Raw genomic sequence first — 22287 nt, 5'->3', positions numbered from 1 at the left:
GCAGTGTTTCGCCACAGCGACGAATGACTGCCAGGCTCATGCCACATCATGTCCTAGTCAAGAGTGCCGCAAAGAGCGACAAATGACGGTGCCGACACCCAAGTGGGCATCGGCACCTATCTTCTGACATCGCGTCAGCTCAGACCGTCATCCCACGAGGTTGTCGGCGAGTTCGTCGCTGAGGTTGGCCTCGGTGCCCGGGATGCCGAGATCCTGGGCCCGCTTGTCGGCCATGGCCAGCAGACGGCGGATACGGCCGGCGACCGCGTCCTTGGTCAGCGGCGGGTCGGCGAGCGCGCCCAGCTCCTCCAGGGACGCCTGCTTGTGCTCCATGCGCAGCCGTCCGGCCGCGGCGAGGTGCTCGGGGACCTCGTCGGCGAGGATCTCCAGGGCGCGCTGCACGCGGGCTCCGGCGGCGACGGCCGCGCGGGCGGAGCGGCGCAGGTTGGCGTCGTCGAAGTTGGCAAGGCGATTGGCCGTGGCCCGCACCTCGCGGCGCATCCGGCGCTCCTCCCAGGCCAGCACCGACTCATGGGCGCCGAGCCGGGTCAGCAGCGCGCCGATCGCGTCGCCGTCCCGGACGACCACGCGGTCCACGCCGCGCACCTCCCGGGCCTTGGCGGCGATGGACAGCCGGCGGGCGGCGCCGACCAGGGCCAGCGCGGCCTCGGGTCCGGGGCAGGTCACCTCGAGGGAGGAGGAACGGCCGGGCTCGGTCAGCGAGCCGTGCGCGAGGAAGGCACCGCGCCACGCGGCCTCGGCGTCGCACGTGGCCCCCGAGACCACTTGCGGGGGCAGCCCGCGGATCGGGCGCCCGCGGCCGTCGACCAGGCCGGTCTGCCGGGCCAGCTGATCACCGCCGGCAACCACCCGAACGACGTAACGCGAGCCGCGCCGCAGTCCGCCGGGCGCCATGACGATCAGCTCGGAGCTGTGCCCGAAGATCTCCAGGATGTCCCGCTTGAGTCTGCGGGCCGCCATCGCCGTGTCGAGCTCCGCTTCGATCACGATGCGTCCGCTGACCAGGTGGAGGCCGCCGGCGAACCGCAGAATGGCGGAGACCTCCGCCTTCCTGCAGCAGGTCCGGGTGACGGGGAGCCGGGAGATCTCATCCTTCACCGCTGCCGTCATCGCCATGGGCCGATCCTTCCATGCATCCGAAAAATACGGTCGTACGCGGCGGCGAGGAGCTCCGGGTCGTGCCGGGGCGTCCCGTCCGTCCGGGCCACCGGGGCCAGCTCGACCGCGGCACCGAGCCGCTTCGCGGCCTCCGTGAGCACTTCGCGGTCGGGCACGGCGGCCTCGTCGGCCAGCACCACGTCCAGGGCGAGTTTAGGGGCGTGTCGTCCCAAAACCTCCAAATGACGCTGCGGGGAGAAGCCTTCGGTTTCTCCCGGCTGCGGGGCGAGGTTCAGGGAGAGTACCCGGCGCGCCTTCGTCTCGGTGAGGGCGTCCAGGAGTTCCGGCACCAGCAGGTGCGGGATGACGGAGGAGAACCAGGAACCCGGGCCGAGCACCACCCAGTCCGCGTCCCGCACCGCGGCGACGGCCTCGGGGACGGCGGGCGGGTCGGGCGGCACCAGGTGCACGGACTGCACCTCGCCCCGGGTGAGGGCGACGGTGGCCTGGCCCCGGACGGTGTCCACCTCGTCGGGCCGCTCCGGGTCGTGCCCTTTGACCAGGGCCTGGAGCTCCAGCGGCACGGCCGACATGGGCAGCACCCGGCCGTGCGCGCCGAGCAGCTTGCCGACCAGGTCGAGGGCCTGGACGTGGTCGCCGAGCTGCTCCCACAGGGCGACGATCAGCAGATTGCCGACGGCGTGGTCGTGCAGGTCGCCCTGGGAGTGGAAGCGGTGCTGGATGACCCGGGACCAGGTCTGGCCCCAGTCGTCGTCGCCGCACAGCGCGGCCAGCGCCTTGCGCAGGTCACCGGGCGGCAGCACGCCCAGCTCGTCGCGCAGGCGCCCGCTGGAGCCGCCGTCGTCGGCCACGGTGACGACGGCGGTGAGGTCACCGGTGATCCGGCGCAGCGCGGCGAGCGACGCCGACAGGCCCATGCCGCCGCCGAGAGCGACGACCTTGGGCTGGGCGCCGCGGCGGCGCGGCCGGCCGCCCCGGGTCTCGGCGGTCCGGCCGGCGCGGCCGGCGCGCCCTTCCGGCACCGCCCGGCGCAGCCTGCTCAGCCGCGGAGTACGTCCGGTCATTCCCGTCCCATGTCCCGGTGCACGACCACCGTCTCCACGCCGTCGGCCGCGAGGCGAGCGGCGAGCTTCTCGGACATGGCCACCGAGCGGTGCTTCCCGCCCGTACAGCCGACGGCGATCGTCACATAGCGCTTGCCCTCACGACGGTAGCCCGCGGCAACGAGCTGGAGCATCTCGGCGTACCGGTCGAGGAACTCCTTGGCGCCGGGCTGGTTGAAGACGTAGGCCGCGACCTCGTCGTTCAGACCGGTGAAGGGGCGCAGCTCCGGGACCCAGTGGGGGTTGGGCAGGAACCGCATGTCCACGACCAGGTCGGCGTCCACGGGCAGGCCGTACTTGAAGCCGAAGGACATGACGGTCGCCCGCAGCTCGGGCTCCTCCTCGCCGGCGAACTGGGCGTCCATCTTCGCCCGCAGCTCGTGCACGTTCAGGCTGGAGGTGTCGATCACCAGGTCGGCGTCGCCGCGCAGCTCGCGCAGCAGCTCCCGCTCGGCGGCGATGCCGTCGACGATCCGGCCGTCGCCCTGCAGGGGGTGCGGGCGGCGCACGGACTCGAAGCGGCGCACCAGGGCGTCGTCCGAGGACTCCAGGAAGACGATCCGCCGGGTCACACCGCGCGCGTCGAGGTCGGAGAGGGATTCGCGGAGGTTGTCGAAGAACCGCCGGCCGCGGACGTCGACGACGACCGCGATCCGCGCCACGTTGCCCTGGGAGCGGGCGCCCAGCTCCACCATGGTGGGGATCAACGCCGGCGGGAGGTTGTCGACGACGAACCAGCCGAGGTCCTCCAGGCACTTCGCGGCCGTGGAACGGCCGGCTCCGGACATACCGGAGATGATCACCAGCTCGGGGATGGCCGCGTCGGGGACCCCGGCCTTCTCGCTGCCCGTATTCACCTGTGCTTCGTCTTTCTGGCGTGCGTCCTGCTGGGCGGGACCGTCTCCGGAATTGCTGTGTGGTTCCCGGGACCGTCGATCTCGGTCGGCCATGGCCCCGGTGTCGTGCTCGTTCATCTCTCCTGCCCCCGTCGTTCGTCCGGGGCGCCCGCGGACACGGACTCCCCCGAGGCCCCTGTCGTGGATTCCGGTGCCTCGTCCTCCATGATCTCTCCCGTCGCGGTGTTCACGGCGGGCGCGGCCGGGGCCGCCTGCGCGAGGGCCACGGCGATGGTCTCGGCCGTCTTGCGGCCTATGCCCGGCACCTCGCAGATCTGGTCGATGGTCGCGGACCGCAGCCTCTTCAGCGAACCGAAGTGCTTGATCAGCGCCTGCCTGCGGGTGTCGCCCAGACCGGGGACGTCGTCCAGCGGACTGGACCGGAAACGCTTGGAACGCTTGGTGCGCTGGTAGGTGATCGCGAACCGGTGGGCCTCGTCGCGGATGCGCTGGAGCAGGTAGAGGCCCTCGCTGGTGCGGGGCAGGACGACCGGGTCGTCCTCGCCGGGGACCCAGACCTCCTCCAGCCGCTTGGCCAGGCCGCACACGGCGATGTCGTCGATGCCGAGCTCGTCCAGCGCCCGCTGGGCCGCCGCGACCTGCGGCTGCCCGCCGTCCACGACGACGAGCTGGGGCGGGTAGGCGAAGCGCTTGGGACGGCCGTCCTCGTCCTTGAGGCTGTCGGACAACGGAGGCGAGGAGACCTCCGTGAGGCGATCCGAATCGTCGTCCGCGCCGTCCCCGGCGGCACCGTCCGGGATGTCGCCGTCGGCCCACTCCCCCATCCGCTCCTTCTCCGCCAGGTAGCGCTTGAAGCGGCGGGTGATCACCTCATGCATGGACCGGACGTCGTCCTGGCCCTCGAAGCCCTTGATCTGGAACCTGCGGTACTCGCTCTTGCGGGCCAGACCGTCCTCGAAGACGACCATGGAGGCCACCACGTCGTCGCCCTGGAGATGCGAGATGTCGTAGCACTCGATCCGCAGCGGGGCGCTGTCCAGCCCCAGGGCGTCGGCGATCTCCTCCAGTGCGCGGGAGCGGGTGGTCAGATCGGAGGCGCGCTTGGTCTTGTGCAGGACGAGGGCCTGCTGGGCGTTGCGCTCGACGGTCTCCATCAGGTCGCGCTTGTCGCCGCGCTGCGGCACGCGCAGCGAGACCTGGGCGCCGCGCCGCCCCGACAACCACTCCTGTACGGGCTCCACCGGGTCGGGCAGGGCCGGGACGAGCACCTCCTTGGGCACCGCGTCCCCGGTCTCCTCGCCGTAGAGCTGCTGGAGGGCGTGCTCCACCAGGGCGCCGGTGGTGATCTCCTCCACCTTGTCGGTGACCCAGCCGCGCTGGCCGCGCACGCGTCCGCCGCGGACGTGGAAGATCTGGACGGCCGCCTCCAGCTCGTCCTCGGCGACGGCGATCAGGTCGGCGTCCGTCGCGTCGGCGAGCACGACGGCGTTCTTCTCCATGGCCTTCCTCAAGGCCCCGATGTCGTCCCGCAGGCGCGCGGCGCGCTCGTACTCCATCGCCTCGGCCGCCTCCCGCATCTGCCGCTCCAGGCGGCGCAGATAGGTGCTGGTGCGGCCGGCCATGAAGTCGCAGAACTCGTCGGCCAGCTCCCGGTGGTCCTCGGTGGAGATCCGGTCCACGCAGGGGGCCGAGCACTTGCCGATGTAGCCGAGGAGGCAGGGCCGGCCGGTGCGGCGGGCGTTCTTGAACACGCCCGCCGAGCAGGTACGCACGGGGAACACCCGCAGGAGCAGGTCGACGGTGTCCCGGATCGCCCACGCGTGCGCGTACGGCCCGAAGTACCTGACGCCCTTCTTCTTGTGGCCGCGCATCACCTGCACGCGCGGATACTCCTCGTTCATCGTCACCGCGAGGTACGGGTAGCTCTTGTCGTCGCGGTACTTGACGTTGAACCGGGGGTCGTACTCCTTGATCCAGGAGTACTCCAGCTGCAGCGCCTCGACCTCGGTGGAGACGACGGTCCACTCCACGGACGCGGCGGTGGTGACCATCGACCGGGTGCGCGGGTGCAGACCCGCCAGGTCCTGGAAGTAGTTCGCCAGGCGCTGGCGCAGGCTCTTCGCCTTTCCGACGTAGATCACCCGGCGGTGCTCGTCCCGGAACCTGTACACCCCGGGCGAGTCCGGGATCTGTCCCGGCTGGGGGCGGTAGCTGGAGGGGTCGGCCATATCCCACACCCTACTGGCGCGCGGTGACACTCCGGCGAGCCTGTGGACAACCGGACACCGTGGTCACCGCGGCCGGCGGCACGTGGCGGCACGCCCCGACGCCGGGTACGGGCCCGGCGCCCTCGCCCCGTCCTCCTCGGTCGTCGGTGGTGTACGGATCCGCGGGGCGGGACACCGGGGGCCTGCTCCGTCGGGGCGAGCGGAGCCGGGGGCCCTCGGGGCGTCCGGAAGCCGATGCGTCGGGACTCGGCCAGGACCGTACCGCCGTTGCGGCCCAAGTGTTGTCGGGGCCTGGCCGACACGCTTCAATGCGGGGGAACTCGGGGCCCTGAGCGACGGCTTACGGATGTGAAGATCCCCGCCCCGCCTCGCCGACGCGTGACCCCGAGCCGCGTGAACGGTCCGACCAACCGTTGTGACACCACAGAAAGGCCCCTGCATGGCGCACGCCCCTCAGCACGCGGACATCGCCGCCGTCCCCACAGCGGAGCTGGACACGGCCCTGCGAGGCGGCCCCTTCCACGTCGCCCTGCGTGCCGCGATCGCGGCACGGGGCCTGCCCCTGCAGCGGGTCCAGCACCATCTGTCCCGGCGCGGGGTGAAGGTCGGCGTGACCAGCCTGAGCTACTGGCAGCAGGGGGCCCGCCGGCCGCAGCGCCCGGAGTCCCTGCGTGCGGTGCGGGCCCTGGAGGAGATACTCCAGCTGCCCGAGGAGTCCCTGATCCGGCTGCTCGCCGAGACCGACGGCCAGGCCGCCCACCAGCGCCCGGCAGCCCGCTCCTACCGGTCCCTGGTGGAGGCGTCCGGCGTCCTGGAGCAGCTGCTGTCCGAGCTGGACAGCCCCCGTGACGGCGGCCTGCACACGCTGGCCCACCACGAGCGGGTGCGGATCGGGGAGCGCCGGGAGCTGGTGGAGTCCGAGTCGCACCACATCGTGCGGGCCCACAAGGACGGCGTGGACCGCTTCGTGGCCGTCCACCACGGCGATCCGGGCGGTCTGCCGGAGCGCATGAGGGTGCACGCCCTGGAGAACTGCCGCACCGGGCGGGTCCGCGGGCACCGGGAGACCGGCGTCCTCGTCGCCGAACTGCTCTTCGGCACCCGGCTGCGGGCGGGCGAGACACACCTCTTCCGGTACGGCGTGGAGGACGGCACGGCCGGCGTCTCCCACGAGTACGCGCGGGGCTTCCCGCTCGCGGGCGGGCAGTACGCCCTGCAGGTCCGCTTCACCGAGAACGCCGTGCCCGTGCACTGTCACCGGTTCTCCCAGCACTCGGCGGCGGCGCCCCGAGGCGGCCGGCAGCGGCTGGTCCCGAGCGCTCAGCACCGTTCCGTCCACCTGGTCGAGCAGCGGGTGCGGACGGGGATCGTGGGCATCGGGTGGACCTGGGAGTGAGCCCGCTGCCCGTTTCCCGGGGTCTGGGGGCCCGAGTGGCGTAAACGCTTGCGCAATCGTTTACGTCCACTTCTCCATGCGCTACGTTCCCGGACGGAAGGAGAGAGGGCGGCTGGAGGGAAAGGAGCCACCATGGCGACCATGGCCGACGTCGCGCGCAGCGCCGGTGTGTCCGTGGCGACCGTCTCCCATGTCCTGAACGGCACCCGGCCCGTGCTGCCCCACACCCGCCAGGCCGTGCTGGATGCGGTGGACGAGCTCGGCTACACGCCCAACACGCTCGCGCGCTCCCTGGTGACCTCGCGCACCCGCTCCATCGGGCTCGCCGTGTCGGCGATCAGCAACCCCTACTTCACGGAGATCCTCCAGGGCGTCGAGGCGGCGGCCGGGGAGCGGGGATACAGCCTGCTCATCGCCGACCCGCACGACGATCCACGTCATGAACGCAAGGTCGTCCAGCTGCTGCACGAACGCCGGGTCGACGGCCTGATCGTCGCCCCGTCGCCCGACCCGCGCGAACTCCTCACCTACCTGGGGCGCCACAAGGTGCCGACCGTCCTGCTCGACCGGGTGGTCGACCTTCCCGCGGACGGTTCGGCGGTGTGCGACCAGATCTGTGCCGAGAGCGCCGCGCCGACGGCCCGGCTCGTCACCCATCTCGCCTCCCTCGGCCACCGCCGGATCGGGATGGTCGCCGGCCTTCCGGGGCTGAGCACCACCGTCGAGCGGCTCGCCGGGTACCGGGACGGCTTGGCGGCCGCCGGGCTCGCCTACGACGAGGGGCTGGTCGTGCACGGCGACTCCGAGTCCCCGGGCGCCGAACTGGCGACCGCCACGCTGCTGGCCCTCCCTTCGCCGCCGACCGCGCTGGTCACCGCCAACAACGCGATGACCATCGGCGCCCTGCGCGCCCTGCGCGGGCACGGCCTGTCGGTGCCCGGCGACATCGCCCTGTGCTGCTTCGACGACTTCCCGTGGGCCGATCTGTTCTCCCCCCGGCTCACCGCGATCGCCCAGCCGAGCTGGGACATCGGTGCCGAGGCAGTCCGGGTGCTCCTGGACCGGCTCGCGGCACCGGACGGGCCCGCCCGGACCCTGCGTCTGCCCTGCACCTTCGTGCACCGCACATCGTGCGGATGTCCCGAACAGCCCCTGACGTCCGTGAAAGGAACCCCCTCGTGATCGTCGTCGCCGGTGAGGCCCTGATCGATCTGGTGCCGCAGGGCGCGGGCGCCCTCGCCCCCTTGAGGCCGGCGCTCGGTGGGGGCCCGTACAACACCGCCGTCGCCCTCGGCCGGCTCGGCTCCCCCACCGCCTTCTGCTCCCGGACGTCCCTCGACGCCTTCGGGGAGGCCCTGCTCGACCGGCTCCGCGAGGCGGGGGTGGACGTGTCGGCCGTGCAGCGCGGCCCGGAGCCGACCACGCTGGCGGTCGCGACCATCGACGCCAAGGGGTCGGCCGCCTACTCCTTCTACGTCGAGGGCACCGCCGACCGGCTCTTCGAGGCGCCCCCGGAGCTGCCGGAGCGGACCCGCGCGGTGTCCTTCGGGACCTGTTCGCTCGTCCTGGAGCCGGGGGCGAGCGCCTACGAGAAACTGATGCGCAGCGCGGCCGGGCAAGGGGTGTTCACCGCCCTCGACCCGAACATCCGGGCAGGGCTGATACCGGACCCGGACGGCTACCGCGCCCGGTTCAAGAGCTGGCTGCCCTCGGTGTCGCTGCTCAAGCTGTCCGAGGAGGACGCGGCGTGGCTGGGTGGGACGCCGCGTGAGTGGCTGGCCGCGGGACCGGCGGCCGTCGTGATCACCCGGGGCGGGGACGGGCTGACCGCCTGTACACGGGACGGGGCGGTGCACTCGGTGCCGGGCGAGGCCGTCGAGGTGGTGGACACGATCGGTGCGGGCGACACCGTGAACGCGGCCCTGCTGCACGGGCTGGCCGCCGAGGACGCTCTGTCCGCCGACGCGCTCGTGGGACTGGGCGCGGAGGGCTGGACGCGGCTGCTGCGGTTCGCGGCGCGGGCTGCCGCGATCACCTGCTCCCGGGCGGGGGCGGAACCGCCGTACGCCGCCGAACTCGCGGACTTCTCGTTTTCGGCCGGTGACGGTGCCGAGGGCTTCTGAGCTGAAGGCGTCCTCGTGCGCCTCTGCCTCGCGTCCTTCTGCGCTGTTGAGGAGTCGAAGAACGGGGCGGTCCCCTGGCTGGGGCCGCTGATGATCCAACGGGCGGCGCCCCGCGGGAAGTTCCCGCGGGGCGCCGCCCGTTCCGGAATCGCTCGGTCCGTCCCCAGTGGGGCGGACCCACTGCTCAGGACGACTTGCGCGCCCGCGTCGTCTTCTTGGCGGCCGTCTTCTTCGCCGCCGTCTTCTTCGCGGCGCCGGTGGCCTTGTCGGCCGTCCTGGCCGTCGCCGTGCTGCGCGTCGCGGAGCCGGCCGCGACGGTCTTCCTGGCCGTCTTGCGCGGGGCCTTCACCGAGGCGGCGTCGCTGATCCGGTCAGCGTCGAGGATCTCGCGCAGGAACTTGCCGGTGTGACTGGCGGGAACCGCGGCGACCTCCTCGGGCGTGCCCTCCGCGACGACGAGGCCGCCTCCGGCACCGCCCTCGGGACCCATGTCGACGAGCCAGTCGGCGGTCTTGATCACGTCGAGGTTGTGCTCGATGACGATGACCGTGTTGCCCTTGTCGACCAGGCCGGAGAGGACCTTCAGCAGCTTGCTGATGTCCTCGAAGTGCAGACCGGTGGTCGGCTCGTCGAGGACGTAGACCGTGCGGCCGGTGGAGCGCTTCTGGAGCTCGCTGGCGAGCTTCACGCGCTGCGCCTCACCGCCGGACAGCGTGGTCGCCGCCTGGCCGAGCCGGACGTAGCCGAGACCGACGTCGTTCAGCGTCTTGAGGTGCCGGTTGATCGCCGGGACGGCCTCGAAGAAGTCCATGGCCTCCTCGATCGGCATGTTCAGGACCTCGGCGATGGACTTGCCCTTGTAGTGGACCTCCAGGGTCTCCCGGTTGTACCGGGCTCCGTGGCAGACCTCGCACGGGACGTAGACGTCCGGGAGGAAGTTCATCTCGATCTTGATGGTGCCGTCGCCCGCGCAGTTCTCGCAGCGGCCGCCCTTGACGTTGAAGGAGAAGCGACCGGGCAGGTAGCCGCGGACCTTCGCCTCGGTGGTCTCGGCGAACAGCTTGCGGATGTGGTCGAAGACACCGGTGTACGTCGCCGGGTTGGACCGGGGCGTACGGCCGATGGGCGACTGGTCGACGTGCACGACCTTGTCGACCAGGTCGTCGCCGTCCACGCGGGTGTGGCGGCCGGGGACGCTGCGGGCGCCGTTCAGCTCGCGCGCCAGGTGCGTGTACAGGATGTCGTTGACCAGGGTCGACTTGCCCGAGCCGGAGACGCCGGTCACCGCGGTGAAGACGCCGAGCGGGAAGGAGACGTCGATGTCCTGGAGGTTGTTCTCCCGGGCGCCGCGGACCGTGAGCTGCCGGGATGGGTCGAGCGGGCGCCGGACGTCGGGCACCGGGATGGCCTTCTTGCCCGCCAGGTACTGGCCGGTCTGCGACTCGTCGTTGGCGAGCAGCTCCTTCAGGGAGCCGCTGTGCACGACCTTGCCGCCGTGCTCGCCGGCGCCGGGGCCGATGTCGACGATCCAGTCCGCGACCTTGATGGTGTCCTCGTCGTGCTCGACGACGATGAGCGTGTTGCCCATGTCGCGCAGGCGGACCAGGGTCTCGATCAGCCGGTGGTTGTCCCGCTGGTGGAGCCCGATGGACGGCTCGTCGAGGACGTACAGGACGCCGACGAGTCCGGAGCCGATCTGGGTGGCGAGCCGGATGCGCTGGGCCTCGCCGCCGGACAGGGTGCCGGCCGCGCGGTTGAGCGAGAGGTAGTCGAGGCCGACGTCGACCAGGAACCGCAGCCGCTCGTTGACCTCCTTCAGCACGCGCTCGGCGATCTTCTTGTCGCGGGCGCTCAGCCTCAGCTCGCCCAGGAAGTCCGCGCAGTCGCTGATGGACATGGCGGCGACCTCGGCGATGGACTTCCCCATGACCGTGACGGCGAGGACGATCGGCTTCAGCCGGGTGCCGTTGCACGCGGGGCACGGCACCTGGCGCATATAGCCCTCGAAGCGCTCACGGCTGGCGTCGCTCTCGGCCTCGCTGTACCGGCGCCTGACGAAGGGGACGGCGCCTTCGAACGGCGTCGTGTAGACGCGCTCACGGCCGTACCGGTTGCGGTACCGCACCTCGATCTGCGTCTTGTGGCCGTACAGGAGGGCCTTCTTGGCGCGCTGCGGCAGGCCGGCGAACGGGATGTCCGTCCGGAAGCCGAGGGCGTCCGCGAGGGCGTGGATCAGACGGCCGAAGTATTCCTTGGTGTGCCCGTGCGACCAGGGGTGGATGGCGCCCTCGTCGAGGGACTTGTCCGGGTCCGGGACGATCAGCTCGGGGTCGACCTCCATGCGCGTGCCGATGCCGGTGCACTCGGGGCAGGCGCCGAAGGGCGAGTTGAAGGAGAAGGAGCGGGGCTCCAGCTCCTCGAAGGAGAGGTCGTCGTACGGGCAGTACAGGTGCTCCGAGTACATGCGCTCGCGCTCGGGGTCGTCCTCGGGGAGGTCGACGAAGTCGAGCACGACCATGCCACCGGACAGGCCGAGAGCGGTCTCGACGGAGTCGGTGAGGCGGCGCTTGGCGGAGTCCTTGACGGTGAGGCGGTCGACGACCACCTCGATGGTGTGCTTCTCCTGCTTCTTCAGCGTGGGCGGACTGGACAGCTGGATCGTCTCGCCGTCCACGCGTGCGCGTGAGTAGCCCTTGGTCTGGAGTTCGGCGAAGAGGTCGACGAACTCGCCCTTGCGCTCACGCACCAGCGGCGACAGGACCTGGAAGCGGCTGCCCTCCGGCAGCTCCAGGACCTTGTCGACGATGGCCTGCGGCGACTGGCGGGAGATGGGGCGGCCGCACTCGGGACAGTGCGGCTTGCCGATGCGCGCGAAGAGCAGCCGCAGGTAGTCGTAGACCTCGGTGATGGTGCCGACCGTGGAGCGCGGGTTGCGCGAGGTCGACTTCTGGTCGATGGAGACGGCCGGGGACAGACCCTCGATGAAGTCGACGTCCGGCTTGTCCATCTGGCCGAGGAACTGCCGGGCGTAGGACGACAGCGACTCGACGTAGCGTCGCTGCCCCTCGGCGAAGATGGTGTCGAAGGCCAGCGAGGACTTGCCCGACCCCGACAGGCCCGTGAAGACGATGAGCGAGTCGCGCGGCAGGTCGAGCGAGACATTCTTCAGGTTGTGCTCGCGCGCGCCACGGACGATGAGACGGTCGGCCACGCCGGTCCGCACCTTTCTTGAGAGAAGTGACAGGGGCGAGGCCCCCGTCATTTCCAGACTAGGGGGAGCCACTGACAACGCCGGTCGGATTCCGTGAGGGACAACAATCCCGGGGCTCCCAGCATGCCCGACGCCGCGATCGAGCCTATAGCACGCGCATTCGATTTCTGGTCGTCGTTCACCACCTTCACCCAAAGGTGTGGTGGAGCTAATGTCAGGCTCATGATTGATCACGCTCGTGACCTGGAGTCTGTACGTGAGGCGACCGAACGGCTGCTCACCGCAGCCGCCGAAGAGGACAACGCCTCTGTGACCGAGCCGTCACGGCTTCCCGGCTGGAGCCGCGGTCACGTCCTCGCCCACCTGGCGCGCAACGCCGACGCCCTGGTGAACGTCCTCGAGGGACGTCCCATGTACATCTCCGCCGCCGCCCGTGACGCCGACATCGAGCGGGACGCGCCCCGCCCGCTGGACGTGCAGCTCGCCGACGTCCGGCAGAGCGCCGACCGCCTCCAGCAGGCGGCGGCCGTGCCCGCGGACTGGTCCCGCACGGTGGAGCTGCGCAACGGCGTGACGGACGCGGCGGCCCGCCTGCCCTTCCGCAGGTGGGTCGAGGTGGAGCTGCACCACGTCGACCTGGGCATCGGCTACGAGCTGGAGGATCTGCCCGCGGAGTTCGTGGAACGGGAGACCGACTTCCTCGCGGAGCGCTTCGCCGGGCACCCCGACGTCGAGCCGGTCCGGCTGACGGACGGCACGCGCGTGTGGCGCACGGGACGGGACGAGGACGCGGCCGAGATCACCGTCAGGGGTACCGGAGCCGAGCTGCTCGGCTGGCTCGCCGGACGCCACGCAGGCTCCGCGCTGACCGTCGAGGGCGGCTCCTTGCCGTCGCTTCCGCCGCTCTAGCCGACCGACAGCCGGCCTCCTCCAGGGTCCGGACGGCCGGCCGTGAGCCCCCGCTATAGGCTGCCGCCATGACGTACAGCGGCAAGGTGACGGTCGGTGGACCCGCCGACGTGCACGAGCTCAAGGACCTGATGATCACCAAGATCGCGGTCGGCCCGATGGACAACAACTCCTATCTGCTGCGCTGCCGGGCCACGGACGAGCAACTGCTGATCGACGCCGCCAACGAGGCGGACACTCTGCTGGGCATGATCGGTGACGACGGCATCGCGTCCGTCGTCACCACCCACCGGCACGGCGACCACTGGCAGGCCCTCGCCGCCGTCGTGGGCGCCACCTGCGCACGCACCTACGCCGGACGCGAGGACGCCGACGGCATCCCGGTCCCCACCGACGTCCTCGTCGACGACGGCGACGTCATCCGGGTGGGGCGCGTGGAGCTCACCGCGCGCCATCTGGTCGGGCACACGCCGGGGTCGATCGCCCTCGTCTACGACGACCCCCACGGGCATCCCCATGTGTTCACCGGCGACTGCCTCTTCCCGGGCGGTGTGGGCAACACCCGTAAGGATCCCGAGGCATTCGCCAGGCTGATCCACGACGTCGAGACCAAGATCTTCGACGTGCTGCCCGACGAGACCTGGGTCTACCCGGGGCACGGGGACGACACCACGCTGGGCGACGAGCGGCCGCACCTGCCGGAGTGGCGCGCCCGCGGCTGGTGACGCCGGGCCCGCGCCGGTACGGGAGAGGTCTCACGGGGCCCAGTGCGCCCGGCGTGCGCGCCCCGTGTGAACGACGCGCGCGCGGTGGAGGCACGCATGCGCTCCCGGCGCACGACGGCGCGCGGTCCACTGGTGTCAGCCCCGCCCAGGATGACGGCTCCTGAGCGGAACGGGCCGCCGGTCTTTCCATCCCCGCCCTCGGCCGGCGGCCCCGGCGAGCCGCCCTGTCAGGTGTCCGCCCGACCCTCCCCCACCAGCGCCGCGACGCGCTCCACCCCGAACGCGTACCCCTGCACACCACACCCCGCGATGACGCCGTCGGCCCGCAGGGAGACGTAGGAGTGATGCCGGAACGACTCCCGCCGGTGGATGTTGGAGATGTGGACCTCCAGCACGGGCAGCCCGTCGCAGGCGTTGAGGGCGTCCAGGATCGCCACCGAGGTGTGCGAGTAGGCGCCCGGGTTGATCACGATCCCGCAGTGGCCGAGCCGTGCCTCGTGGATCCAGTCGACCAGTTCTCCCTCGTGGTTGGACTGCCGGAAGTCGACGGTGCCGCCGTGCGCGGCCGCCGTCCCGGCACACAGGGCCTCCACGTCCGCGAGGGTCTCGGAGCCGTAGATCTCCGGCTGACGCTGCCCGAGCAGGTTCAGGTTGGGGCCGTTCAGGATCATGATGGGGGCGTCGGCGAGGGTGCGGGGCACGGTTCCTCCGGTCCGTTCAGGGTCGTGCGGTGCGGGAACCACCGCTGCTCGGACCCCGGTTTATCACGGTGCGGACGGCACTCCCGGCCCCCTACCCTCTGGGCATGGCCATGATCGCTTACCCGCCCAAGCCCTTCCCCGGTGACCGTGTCGCCGTGATCTCGCCCGGCGCCGGGCTGCCCGGCCTCTTCCCTCAGCCGTTCGAGCTGGGCCTGAAGCGGCTGCGTGAGGACTTCGGCCTCGAAGTGGTCGAGTATCCGGCGACCCGCACGATGGGGTCGACGCCTCAGCAGCGGGCGGACGACATCCACGCCGCCTTCGCCGATCCGGACGTCAAGGCGGTGATCGCGTCCATCGGCGGCGACGACCAGATCACCGTGCTGCCGTACCTGGACCGGGAGTTGATCCGGGCGAACCCGAAACCGTTCTTCGGGATGAGCGACAACACGAATCTGCTGATGTTCCTGCGCAACACCGGCATCGTCGCGTACCACGGGGGCAGTGTGATGGTCGAGCTCGGCCGCCCCGGCGCCATGAACCCGCTGACCGCCGACTCCCTGCGGGCCGCGCTCTTCACCTCCGGCGAGTACACCCTGAGCCCCGCCGAGCGCTGGAACGACGTCAACCGCGACTGGGCCGATCCCGCGACCTTCGAGTCGGAGGCGGAGCTGCGGCCCGCCGACGGTTGGACGTGGGTCCACGCCGACCGCGTCGTCGAGGGCCGCACCTGGGGCGGCTGTCTGGAGATCGTCGGCTGGCTGCTGATGGCCGACCGCGAGATCGCCCACGACCTCTCCGAGTACGACGGCGGTGTCCTGCTGCTGGAGACGAGCGAGGAGATGCCGAGCGGCGAGGAGGTCTTCCGCACCGTGCGGAACATGGGCGAGCGCGGGCTCCTGCAGCGCTTCTCGGCGCTGCTCATGGGGCGCGCGAAAACCTGGTCCTTCGAACGCCCCAACTCCCCGCAGGAGGCCGCCCGGTACGCCGCGGAGCAGCGCGCGGCCGTCGAGCGCGCCATGCGGGCGTACGCCCCCGACACGATGATCGTCTTCGACGTCGAGTTCGGGCACACCGATCCGCAGCTCGTGATCCCGTACGGCGGCATCGTGCGCGTCGACGGTCCCGCCCGGCGCATCACCGTCACGTACTGATCGCCCCCGGCGCGCCCACGCGCCCCCGTAACCGGCGATCACACCGGGTAGTTGGTCGGGCATGCGCGATGCACGCACCGTAACGCCCTCCATGCTGCGGCTGGCGGGCGCCTCGCTCGCCGGGACGGCCATCGAGTTCTACGACTTCTTCGTCTACGGGACCGCGGCCGCCCTCGTGCTGGGGCCCTTGTTCTTCCCCACGTTCTCGCCGGTGGCGGGGACGCTTGCCGCGTTCGCCACCTTCGGCGTGGGCTTCGTGGCGCGGCCGCTGGGGTCGGTGCTGTTCGGGCACATCGGGGACCGGCGCGGACGGCGGCCGGTGCTCGTGGCGTCCCTGCTGCTGACCGGGACCGCCACGGTCGCGGTCGGCTGTGTGCCGACGTACGGGACGATCGGCGTCGCCGCGCCCCTGCTCCTGCTCGTGCTGCGCTTCCTGCAGGGGCTGGGGCTCGGCGGCGAGTGGGGCGGGGCCGTGCTGCTGGCCGTGGAGCACGCTCCGGCCCATCGGCGCGCGCTGTGGTCGAGCTTCCCGCAGGTCGGTCCGGCGCTGGGCTTCCTGCTGGCCAACGGGGTGGTGCTGGGGCTGTCTGCGGGGCTGTCCGAGGAGCAGTTCGCGGCGTGGGGATGGCGCGTGCCGTTCTGGGCCGCCGGGGTGCTCGCCGTGGCGGGGCTGTGGTTGCGGTCGTCGCTCGCGGAGAGCCCGCGGTTCCTGGAGATCGACGACCACGCGCGCGTGCCGCTCGTCGAGGTGGTGCGAGACCACTGGCGACTCCTGCTGCTGACGGCCGGGGCGCTGTCGGTCGGATACGCGATCTTCTACACGGTGACGACCTGGTCGCTCGCCTATGGCACGGAACGGCTCGGGGCGAGCCGCACCGTCATGCTGACGTGCGTGATGGGCGCGGTGGTGATGAAGGGCGCGCTCACCCCGGTGATGGCCCTGCTCGGCGACCGGTACGGGCGCCGGCCCCTGTGCCTGGCCGGGTGCGCCGCGGCCGCCCTGTGGATGCTTCCGATGGTCGCCCTGCTCGCGACGGGCCGGCCTCTGCCGATGTTCCTGGGGTTCACCGGTGCGCTGATCGCGTTCATCACCATGTTCGCGGTGATCGCCGCGTATCTGCCGGAGCTGTACGAGCCCCGGGTGCGCTGCACGGGTGCCGCCGTCGGCTACAACCTCGGCGGGGTCCTGGGCGGCGCGCTCACCCCGATCGTGGCCACCGCGCTCGCGGGGCAGGGCGGCAGGGTGCCCTGGGGCGTGGGGGCGTATCTGACGGGGATCGCGCTGCTCAGCCTGGGCTGTTTCGCCCTGCTCCCCGAAACCCGTCCGGTGGCGGCGGTGACGACGGCGGCGGAGCCCGCCACCGGATGACGGGAGCCGGTGGCAGGCTGCGCGGCCGACGCGGGCTCAGGGATTGATCGCGAGTTCCAGATAGGCCGCGAACAGGACCAGGTGGACGCCGCCCTGGAGCGGTGTCGCCCGCCCCGGGACCACCGTCAGCGAGCTCACCACCACCGTCAGAGCGAGCAGCACCAAATGGGTGGGGCCGAGCCCGAGGACGAGCGGGCCGGAGAGCCAGAGGGAGGCCAGCGCCACCGCCGGGATGGTGAGGCCGATGCTGGCCATCGCAGAGCCCAGGGCCAGATTCAGACTGGTCTGCACACGGTCCCGGCGGGCGGCACGCAGGGCGGCGATCGTCTCGGGGAGCAGCACCAGCAGGGCGATGACCACACCGACGACGGCCTGGTGCAGTCCGGCCGCCTCGACCCCGGACTCGATGGTGGGCGACACGCCCTTGGCGAGGCCGACGACGCCGACCAGGGCCATGCCGAGCAGGCCGAGGCTGGTCAGCGCGGCGCGCTTCGAAGGTGCGTCGGCATGGGCGTCGGAGGTGATCACCTCCCCCTTCCGGCTGACGGGCAGGAAGTAGTCGCGGTGCCGGACCGTCTGGGTCGCCACGAACAGGCCGTAGAGGATCAGCGAGGAGACCGCGGCGAACGACAGTTGCACGGTGGAGAACTCGGGCCCGGGCTTGCTGGTGGTGAACGTGGGCAGCACCAGGCTCAGGGTGGCGAGTGTGGCGACGGTCGCCAGGGCGGCGCCGGTGCCCTCGGGGTTGAAGACCGCCGTGCGGTGCCGCAGGGAGGCGACCAGCAGGCACAGGCCCACGATGCCGTTGCAGGTGATCATCACGGCCGCGAAGACGGTGTCCCGGGCCAGCGTGGAGCTCTTGTCACGACCATCGATCATCAGGGTCACGATGAGGGCGACCTCGATGATCGTGACGGCGACGGCGAGGACGAGGGAGCCGAAGGGTTCACCCACCCGGTGGGCGACCACCTCGGCGTGGTGCACGGCGGCGAGGACGGCGCCGGCCAGGACCAGCGTGACCACCCCGACGACCGCACCCGGCAGATCCCGCCCCCAGGTGAGGACCAGCAGCACGACCGCGAGCACCGGCACGACGGTCGTCCACCGGGTCGCGAGCGGTCTCAGCCGATCGATCATGGAGCGATCGTCGCAAAGGCTCTTCGGGTTCGCATTGTCTGAGGAGTGCTCGGGCGGCCCCGCGGGTCCCTCGCGGAGCGGGGGGCTCGGATGTCTGGTGTCGCGGTGCGAAATCGGTCATCTCCTGTACGTCGCGGTCCAGGTCGGGACCGATCGCCCCGGGGGGCGGTCGGCCATGCGCAGGGAGCGGTGCCCGGCACTGTGCCGGGCACCGCTCCCGGTGTCGGTTCCTCGGTGTCCTGCCGCCGGCCGGCGGTCAGACGTCTATGCGGTCCTTCGGGGTGCCCTCGCCGCCCTGCTCCACGGCCTCGGCCGCCTCCTGCTTGCGGGAGGCCCGGAGGCTGGTGATCGTGGTGACGATCAGGACGGAGCAGATCACGCCGAGCGAGACGGGGATGCTGATCTCGGGGACGTGGACCCCGGACTCGTGCAGCGCGTGCAGCACCAGCTTCACGCCGATGAAGCCGAGGATGATCGACAGGCCGTAGCTCAGGTGGACCAGCTTGCGCAGCAGGCCGCCGATGAGGAAGTACAGCTGCCGGAGGCCCATGAGGGCGAAGGCGTTGGCCGTGAAGACGATGTACGGGTCCTGCGTGAGGCCGAAGATCGCGGGGATGGAGTCCAGGGCGAAGAGCACGTCCGTCGTGCCGATCGCGAGCATCACGACCAGCATCGGGGTCATGACCCGCTTGCCGTTCTCCTGGATCCACAGCTTCGTGCCGTGGTAGCGGTCGGCGACGCCGAACCTGCGCTCGGCGGCCTTGAGCAGCTTGTTCTCCTCGAACTCCTCGTCCTCCTGGCCGGCGCGGGCCTCCTGGATGAGCTTCCAGGCCGTCCAGATGAGGAAGGCGCCGAAGATGTAGAACACCCAGGCGAAGCTGGCGAGGATCGCGGCACCGGCGGCGATGAAGATCGCCCGCAGCACCAGAGCTATGAGGACACCGATCAGCAGGACGCGCTGCTGGTACTGCGACGGCACCGCGAACTTCGCCATGATCAGGACGAAGACGAAGAGGTTGTCGACGCTCAGCGATTTCTCGGTGATGAAGCCGGCGAAGAACTCGCCGCCGGCCTGCCCGCCGCCGAAGAGCAGCAGGCCGACGCCGAAGAGGCCGGCCAGGGCGATCCAGACGGCCGTCCAGATTCCGGCTTCCTTGATCGACACGTCATGCGGCTTGCGGCCGATGAAGAAGTCGACGGCGATCAGGGCGGCGAGGCCCACGATGGTCAGGGCCCACAGGGTCGTTGAAACTTGCACTGCGCCTCCGGCAGTCGTAACGGCAGATGTCAGCGTCATCGCGCGCCGGAGGTCTCTTCCACCCACGATGGGCCGACGCCCCGGGATCTGGCCTGATCCGTATTGACGGGTACGCCGCAGCAGACAGGGAGTACTCCCCTCCGTGGGATCAACAGTAACGAATCACCAAGGAAAGGTAAAGTGCTCGGCAAAATCGATACCGAATGTGCAGGTCAGGAGTCTTTTACCAATGCTTGGCGCGAGCCTCGGCGACCCGGGTGAGCACCTGCTGCAGCACCTGGCTGCCGGGCGGAACGAGCGGCGGCTCATAGGTCCAGGCATGCCCGACCCAGGGGTCGGCCAGGTGGTCGTCCGGCACCGGGGTCAGACGCAGCAGCGCCCGCCACAGGGGGTCGAGCAGTGGCCCGTAGCCCGAGGCGTCCTCACGGTCGGCCACCATCATCAGATGGACGCCGACCGCCGGGCCCTCGTCGGCGAGGTAGCGCAACTGGTTCACGGCCCGGTCGTCGAAACCGTGCGGGAAGTCGTTGACGATCAGCAGTTGCTGGGAGGTGTCGAAGCCGGGCGGGAGGGAATCGGGCGCTCCGCCGCGCAGCGCCATCTGCACCAGGTCGACGCGCTGGGTGAGGCGGGCCAGGACGTCCGCCACCCCGGCCGCGCCCGCCGCGGGCGGGCCCGCGAGCACACCCGTCCGCACCAGCGGGGCGAGTGCCTGGGCACCCGAACCCGCCGGGTCGATCACGTGGACGGTGAACTCGCCCGCCGGGTAGACCGCCAGCAGCCGGGCCGCGTGCGCCACGGCCGTCTCGGTCGCGAGGCGGCGCATGTCGTGGGCGTCGGTGAAGGAGCCGTCGAGCGAGGCGCCGCGTCCGCTGTCGATCCACAGGCCGCGCTCCAGCGGCAGCCGGATCAGCATCGGGATACGCAGGTCGGCGCACTCGGGTAGATGGAGGTCGCCCAGGCGCAGGGCCATGGGGATCTCCATCGGGACGCGGTAGCCGTGCCAGACGGGATTGTCCCAGCGCGCGAACGCGGGCGGCAGCGCGGGCTCGACCACCTCGGACTCGGCGGTGAGCTGGGCGACGTCGCGGTCGAGGGCCGCCCGGGCCTGGTTGACCAGGTCGGTGTGCCGGGTCTGCGCCGCCTCGCGGGCGGCGTCGCCCTGGCCGCCGATCCTGCTGCGCGGGTCCGACAGGGCCTGGTCGAGTTCCTTCTCCATGCGTGACTCGGCGAAGTCGACCGCGCTGCGGTAGGCCGCGGCGGTGCGGGCCAGGTCCTCGAACATGCCCCAGACCTGGTTGTAGAGCCGCTCGTCCATGGACCAGCCGGTGGCGTCACCGGCGACGGGCTGCGGTGGCCTGCCGGGCTCGGCCGGGGGCGCGGTGGGCGGCGGTGGTGGTGGAGCGGAGGTCTGCCGGCGCGGGTGGCTGTAGTCGATGCCGCTCCCGGAGCCGGGCGTGGACGGCTGAGCGCCGTCACCGCCCTGGAACGGAGGCTGCGGCGCGGCCTGGCCCGGTATCCCCGGCGCCTGCGGGCCGTAGGGCGACGTCGGCACCGGACCGGACCCGCTGGAGGTGGAGGCGGGGCCGCCCTGGTCCGGACCGAGGGCCGGTGCGGCCGGCTGCCGGGAGCGGTCGCCGTCCGGGCGGGGCGGGGGTGCCGGCACCGAGCGCGCCAGCCCCTGGGCCACCGCTTCGTGGATGCCGCCGGCGAGTTGGCGGGCCTCGGCCAGACCCTGGTCGGTGAAGAGGTCGGCGAGTCCGCCCGCATAGCCCTGGCCGATGGCCCGGACCTTCCAGGCGCCCTGGCGGCGGTAGAGCTCCAGGGCGATCACGGCCGACTCGGAGTCCAGACCGGCCACGGTGTAGCTGGCGATCCCGGTGCCGTCCAGGCCGGTGACCGTGACGAAGGGGGCGGGGACGGCGCCGAAGCGGGTCGGTCCCCCGGCGCCGGTCGGCAGGGCGAGCAGCACACTGACCCGGTGGACGGCCTCCGGCATGGCGTCCAGGTCCACCGCGAGACGGTGGTCGGCGGCCGCCTGCCGGGAGACCTCCAGGCCGGGCAGGGTGGGGGTGCCGGGATGGGCCACCCACTCCACGCCGTGGATCTTGCCCTGCTCGTCGCCGAGGGTGGCCGCCGCCACCATCGGCGTGCCGGCCGAGACCCTGATCTCCAGACGGGACTGGGAGAGCGGGTGGTTCTGCCCCCGCACCAGCTCGGCCGTCATGCCCTCGTCCCCCTGTGTCGCTTGTCGTGTCGTGTGCTGCTCGCCGGGCGGGCCTACAGGTGCGGAAGGATCGCCGGCATCAGGTCCTGGAAGGTGCGGCCGTTGGCCGGGGTGCCGAGCGCGGTCATCGCCCAGCCGGTCCCCGAGCGGTGCACCTTCGCCATGATCTGCGCCGTGTAGGCGCCGCCGCCCGCGAGCGTGTAGCGGGCGAGCTCCTGGCCGTTGGTCTCGTCGACGAGGCGGCAGAACGCGTTCTGCACCTCCTGGAACGTCTGCCCGGTGAAGGAGTTCACGGTGAAGACGATCTGGTCGATGTGGACCGGGATACGCGCGAGGTCGACGAGGATGGCCTCGTCGTCGCCGCCCTGGCCGACACCGCCGACGAGGTTGTCGCCGGTGTGGCGGACCGAGCCGTCGTCACTCACCAGGTGGCGGAAGAAGACGACGTCGACCGGCTGCTTGTCCGCGAAGAGGACCGCGGAGGCGTCGAGGTCGATCTCCCGCGTGCGCGAACCGAACAGGCCGCGCCGGGGAGCCGCCTGCCAGCCGAGACCCATGCGCACCGCGGTCAGGCTGCCCCCGTCGTTCTTCTGCAGACTGATGGCCTGACCCTTGGTCATGTTGACGGTCACGTGCTGATTCCCCTCTCGAACAGTCCCCTGTTGGCCGCGGGCTCCGCGGATGCGAGAACCCTACGCAGGGGCACTGACAGCGACGTAGCCCGGTCCCCACTTTGTGTCGGTCTTGCAACA

The 22287-nt window shown here is 71.4% G+C and carries 17 protein-coding genes; 7 read left to right on the top strand and 10 right to left on the bottom strand.

Annotation, left to right across the window (positions count from 1 at the left end; genetic code table 11):
- Positions 1–147: 147 nt before the first annotated feature.
- The 4 genes from whiA to uvrC are packed head-to-tail and all read right to left on the bottom strand — an operon-like array spanning position 148 to position 5328.
- Entirely contained in the window at positions 148–1137 is a 990-nt protein-coding gene (gene whiA, locus ABZ899_RS09430) for a DNA-binding protein WhiA (protein WP_361343125.1), read from the bottom strand.
- Positions 1128–2204, bottom strand: coding sequence for a uridine diphosphate-N-acetylglucosamine-binding protein YvcK (gene yvcK, locus ABZ899_RS09425; RefSeq protein WP_361343122.1), 1077 nt, complete (start codon positions 2202–2204; stop codon positions 1128–1130). The genes whiA and yvcK overlap by 10 nt, the downstream gene beginning before the upstream one ends.
- Entirely contained in the window at positions 2201–3217 is a 1017-nt protein-coding gene (rapZ, locus tag ABZ899_RS09420) for an RNase adapter RapZ (protein WP_361343119.1), read from the bottom strand. Before rapZ ends, yvcK begins: the two co-directional genes overlap by 4 nt.
- Entirely contained in the window at positions 3214–5328 is a 2115-nt protein-coding gene (gene uvrC / locus ABZ899_RS09415; RefSeq protein ID WP_361343116.1) for an excinuclease ABC subunit UvrC, read from the bottom strand. The genes rapZ and uvrC overlap by 4 nt, the downstream gene beginning before the upstream one ends.
- Positions 5329–5767: 439 nt before the next feature.
- On the opposite strand from uvrC, the gene ABZ899_RS09410 reads away from it, so the two are divergent.
- The 3 genes from ABZ899_RS09410 to ABZ899_RS09400 all read left to right on the top strand — a co-directional run bounded on the left by ABZ899_RS09410 (position 5768) and on the right by ABZ899_RS09400 (position 8847).
- Entirely contained in the window at positions 5768–6724 is a 957-nt protein-coding gene (locus ABZ899_RS09410; protein ID WP_361343114.1) for a hypothetical protein, read from the top strand.
- 132 nt (positions 6725–6856) lie between these two features.
- Positions 6857–7906 (top strand): LacI family DNA-binding transcriptional regulator, encoded by a 1050-nt coding sequence (locus ABZ899_RS09405; RefSeq protein ID WP_361343111.1) that lies wholly within the window; start codon positions 6857–6859, stop codon positions 7904–7906.
- A complete protein-coding gene (locus ABZ899_RS09400; protein ID WP_361343108.1) occupies positions 7903–8847 on the top strand; it encodes a carbohydrate kinase in 945 nt (314 codons plus the stop codon). The genes ABZ899_RS09405 and ABZ899_RS09400 overlap by 4 nt, the downstream gene beginning before the upstream one ends.
- Before the next feature lie 184 nt (positions 8848–9031).
- Here the strand turns inward: ABZ899_RS09400 and uvrA are convergent, their stop codons facing one another.
- Positions 9032–12058, bottom strand: a complete 3027-nt coding sequence (uvrA, locus tag ABZ899_RS09395; RefSeq protein ID WP_361343106.1) for an excinuclease ABC subunit UvrA — start codon at positions 12056–12058, stop codon at positions 9032–9034.
- Between the two features lie 222 nt (positions 12059–12280).
- Between uvrA and ABZ899_RS09390 the strand changes: the two genes are divergently transcribed.
- Together ABZ899_RS09390 and ABZ899_RS09385 are read left to right on the top strand one after the other, a co-directional pair.
- Complete coding sequence (locus ABZ899_RS09390; RefSeq protein WP_361343104.1) at positions 12281–12967, top strand: maleylpyruvate isomerase family mycothiol-dependent enzyme; 687 nt, start codon at positions 12281–12283, stop codon at positions 12965–12967.
- 68 nt (positions 12968–13035) lie between these two features.
- Positions 13036–13692, top strand: coding sequence for an MBL fold metallo-hydrolase (locus tag ABZ899_RS09385; RefSeq protein ID WP_361343101.1), 657 nt, complete (start codon positions 13036–13038; stop codon positions 13690–13692).
- Between the two features lie 227 nt (positions 13693–13919).
- On the opposite strand, the gene aroQ is transcribed toward ABZ899_RS09385, so the two are convergent.
- A complete protein-coding gene (gene aroQ, locus ABZ899_RS09380; protein ID WP_361343098.1) occupies positions 13920–14393 on the bottom strand; it encodes a type II 3-dehydroquinate dehydratase in 474 nt (157 codons plus the stop codon).
- A 104-nt stretch (positions 14394–14497) separates the two neighbouring features.
- Between aroQ and ABZ899_RS09375 the strand changes: the two genes are divergently transcribed.
- Positions 14498–15544 carry a S66 peptidase family protein gene (locus tag ABZ899_RS09375; RefSeq protein WP_361343095.1) on the top strand — a complete coding sequence of 349 codons (1047 nt, stop codon included), beginning with the start codon at positions 14498–14500 and terminating at the stop codon, positions 15542–15544.
- Positions 15545–15635: 91 nt separating this feature from the next.
- Complete coding sequence (locus ABZ899_RS09370; protein ID WP_361343566.1) at positions 15636–16913, top strand: MFS transporter; 1278 nt, start codon at positions 15636–15638, stop codon at positions 16911–16913.
- A gap of 36 nt (positions 16914–16949) precedes the next feature.
- Here ABZ899_RS09370 and ABZ899_RS09365 read toward each other — a convergent pair whose 3' ends face one another.
- The 4 genes from ABZ899_RS09365 to ABZ899_RS09350 all read right to left on the bottom strand — a co-directional run bounded on the left by ABZ899_RS09365 (position 16950) and on the right by ABZ899_RS09350 (position 22167).
- Positions 16950–18050 carry an ionic transporter y4hA gene (locus ABZ899_RS09365; protein ID WP_361343092.1) on the bottom strand — a complete coding sequence of 367 codons (1101 nt, stop codon included), beginning with the start codon at positions 18048–18050 and terminating at the stop codon, positions 16950–16952.
- 256 nt (positions 18051–18306) lie between these two features.
- Positions 18307–19308: a TerC family protein gene (locus ABZ899_RS09360; RefSeq protein WP_361343089.1), complete on the bottom strand. Its 1002-nt coding sequence runs from the start codon at positions 19306–19308 to the stop codon at positions 18307–18309.
- A gap of 223 nt (positions 19309–19531) precedes the next feature.
- Positions 19532–21535: a TerD family protein gene (locus ABZ899_RS09355; protein ID WP_361343086.1), complete on the bottom strand. Its 2004-nt coding sequence runs from the start codon at positions 21533–21535 to the stop codon at positions 19532–19534.
- Positions 21536–21588: 53 nt separating this feature from the next.
- Positions 21589–22167 (bottom strand): TerD family protein, encoded by a 579-nt coding sequence (locus ABZ899_RS09350; RefSeq protein ID WP_361343080.1) that lies wholly within the window; start codon positions 22165–22167, stop codon positions 21589–21591.
- Positions 22168–22287: the final 120 nt, after the last annotated feature.

This window comes from Streptomyces sp. NPDC046859 (assembly GCF_040645135.1).
GTDB lineage: Bacteria > Actinomycetota > Actinomycetes > Streptomycetales > Streptomycetaceae > Streptomyces.
Note: the sequence above shows the minus strand (reverse complement) of the source record. Positions and strands in the feature narration are given on the sequence as shown.

What these genes read in the sequence shown, in the direction of transcription:
- uvrC (WP_361343116.1), bottom strand. Translation starts at nt 5,328, where the DNA reads ATGGCCGACCCCTCCAGCTACCGCCCCCAGCCGGGACAGATCCCGGAC.
- ABZ899_RS09370 (WP_361343566.1), top strand. Translation starts at nt 15,636, where the DNA reads ATGCTGCGGCTGGCGGGCGCCTCGCTCGCCGGGACGGCCATCGAGTTC.
- ABZ899_RS09365 (WP_361343092.1), bottom strand. Translation starts at nt 18,050, where the DNA reads ATGATCGATCGGCTGAGACCGCTCGCGACCCGGTGGACGACCGTCGTG.
- ABZ899_RS09355 (WP_361343086.1), bottom strand. Translation starts at nt 21,535, where the DNA reads ATGACGGCCGAGCTGGTGCGGGGGCAGAACCACCCGCTCTCCCAGTCC.
- ABZ899_RS09375 (WP_361343095.1), top strand. Translation starts at nt 14,498, where the DNA reads ATGGCCATGATCGCTTACCCGCCCAAGCCCTTCCCCGGTGACCGTGTC.
- ABZ899_RS09390 (WP_361343104.1), top strand. Translation starts at nt 12,281, where the DNA reads ATGATTGATCACGCTCGTGACCTGGAGTCTGTACGTGAGGCGACCGAA.
- rapZ (WP_361343119.1), bottom strand. Translation starts at nt 3,217, where the DNA reads ATGAACGAGCACGACACCGGGGCCATGGCCGACCGAGATCGACGGTCC.
- ABZ899_RS09410 (WP_361343114.1), top strand. Translation starts at nt 5,768, where the DNA reads ATGGCGCACGCCCCTCAGCACGCGGACATCGCCGCCGTCCCCACAGCG.
- whiA (WP_361343125.1), bottom strand. Translation starts at nt 1,137, where the DNA reads ATGGCGATGACGGCAGCGGTGAAGGATGAGATCTCCCGGCTCCCCGTC.
- ABZ899_RS09385 (WP_361343101.1), top strand. Translation starts at nt 13,036, where the DNA reads ATGACGTACAGCGGCAAGGTGACGGTCGGTGGACCCGCCGACGTGCAC.
- yvcK (WP_361343122.1), bottom strand. Translation starts at nt 2,204, where the DNA reads ATGACCGGACGTACTCCGCGGCTGAGCAGGCTGCGCCGGGCGGTGCCG.
- ABZ899_RS09405 (WP_361343111.1), top strand. Translation starts at nt 6,857, where the DNA reads ATGGCGACCATGGCCGACGTCGCGCGCAGCGCCGGTGTGTCCGTGGCG.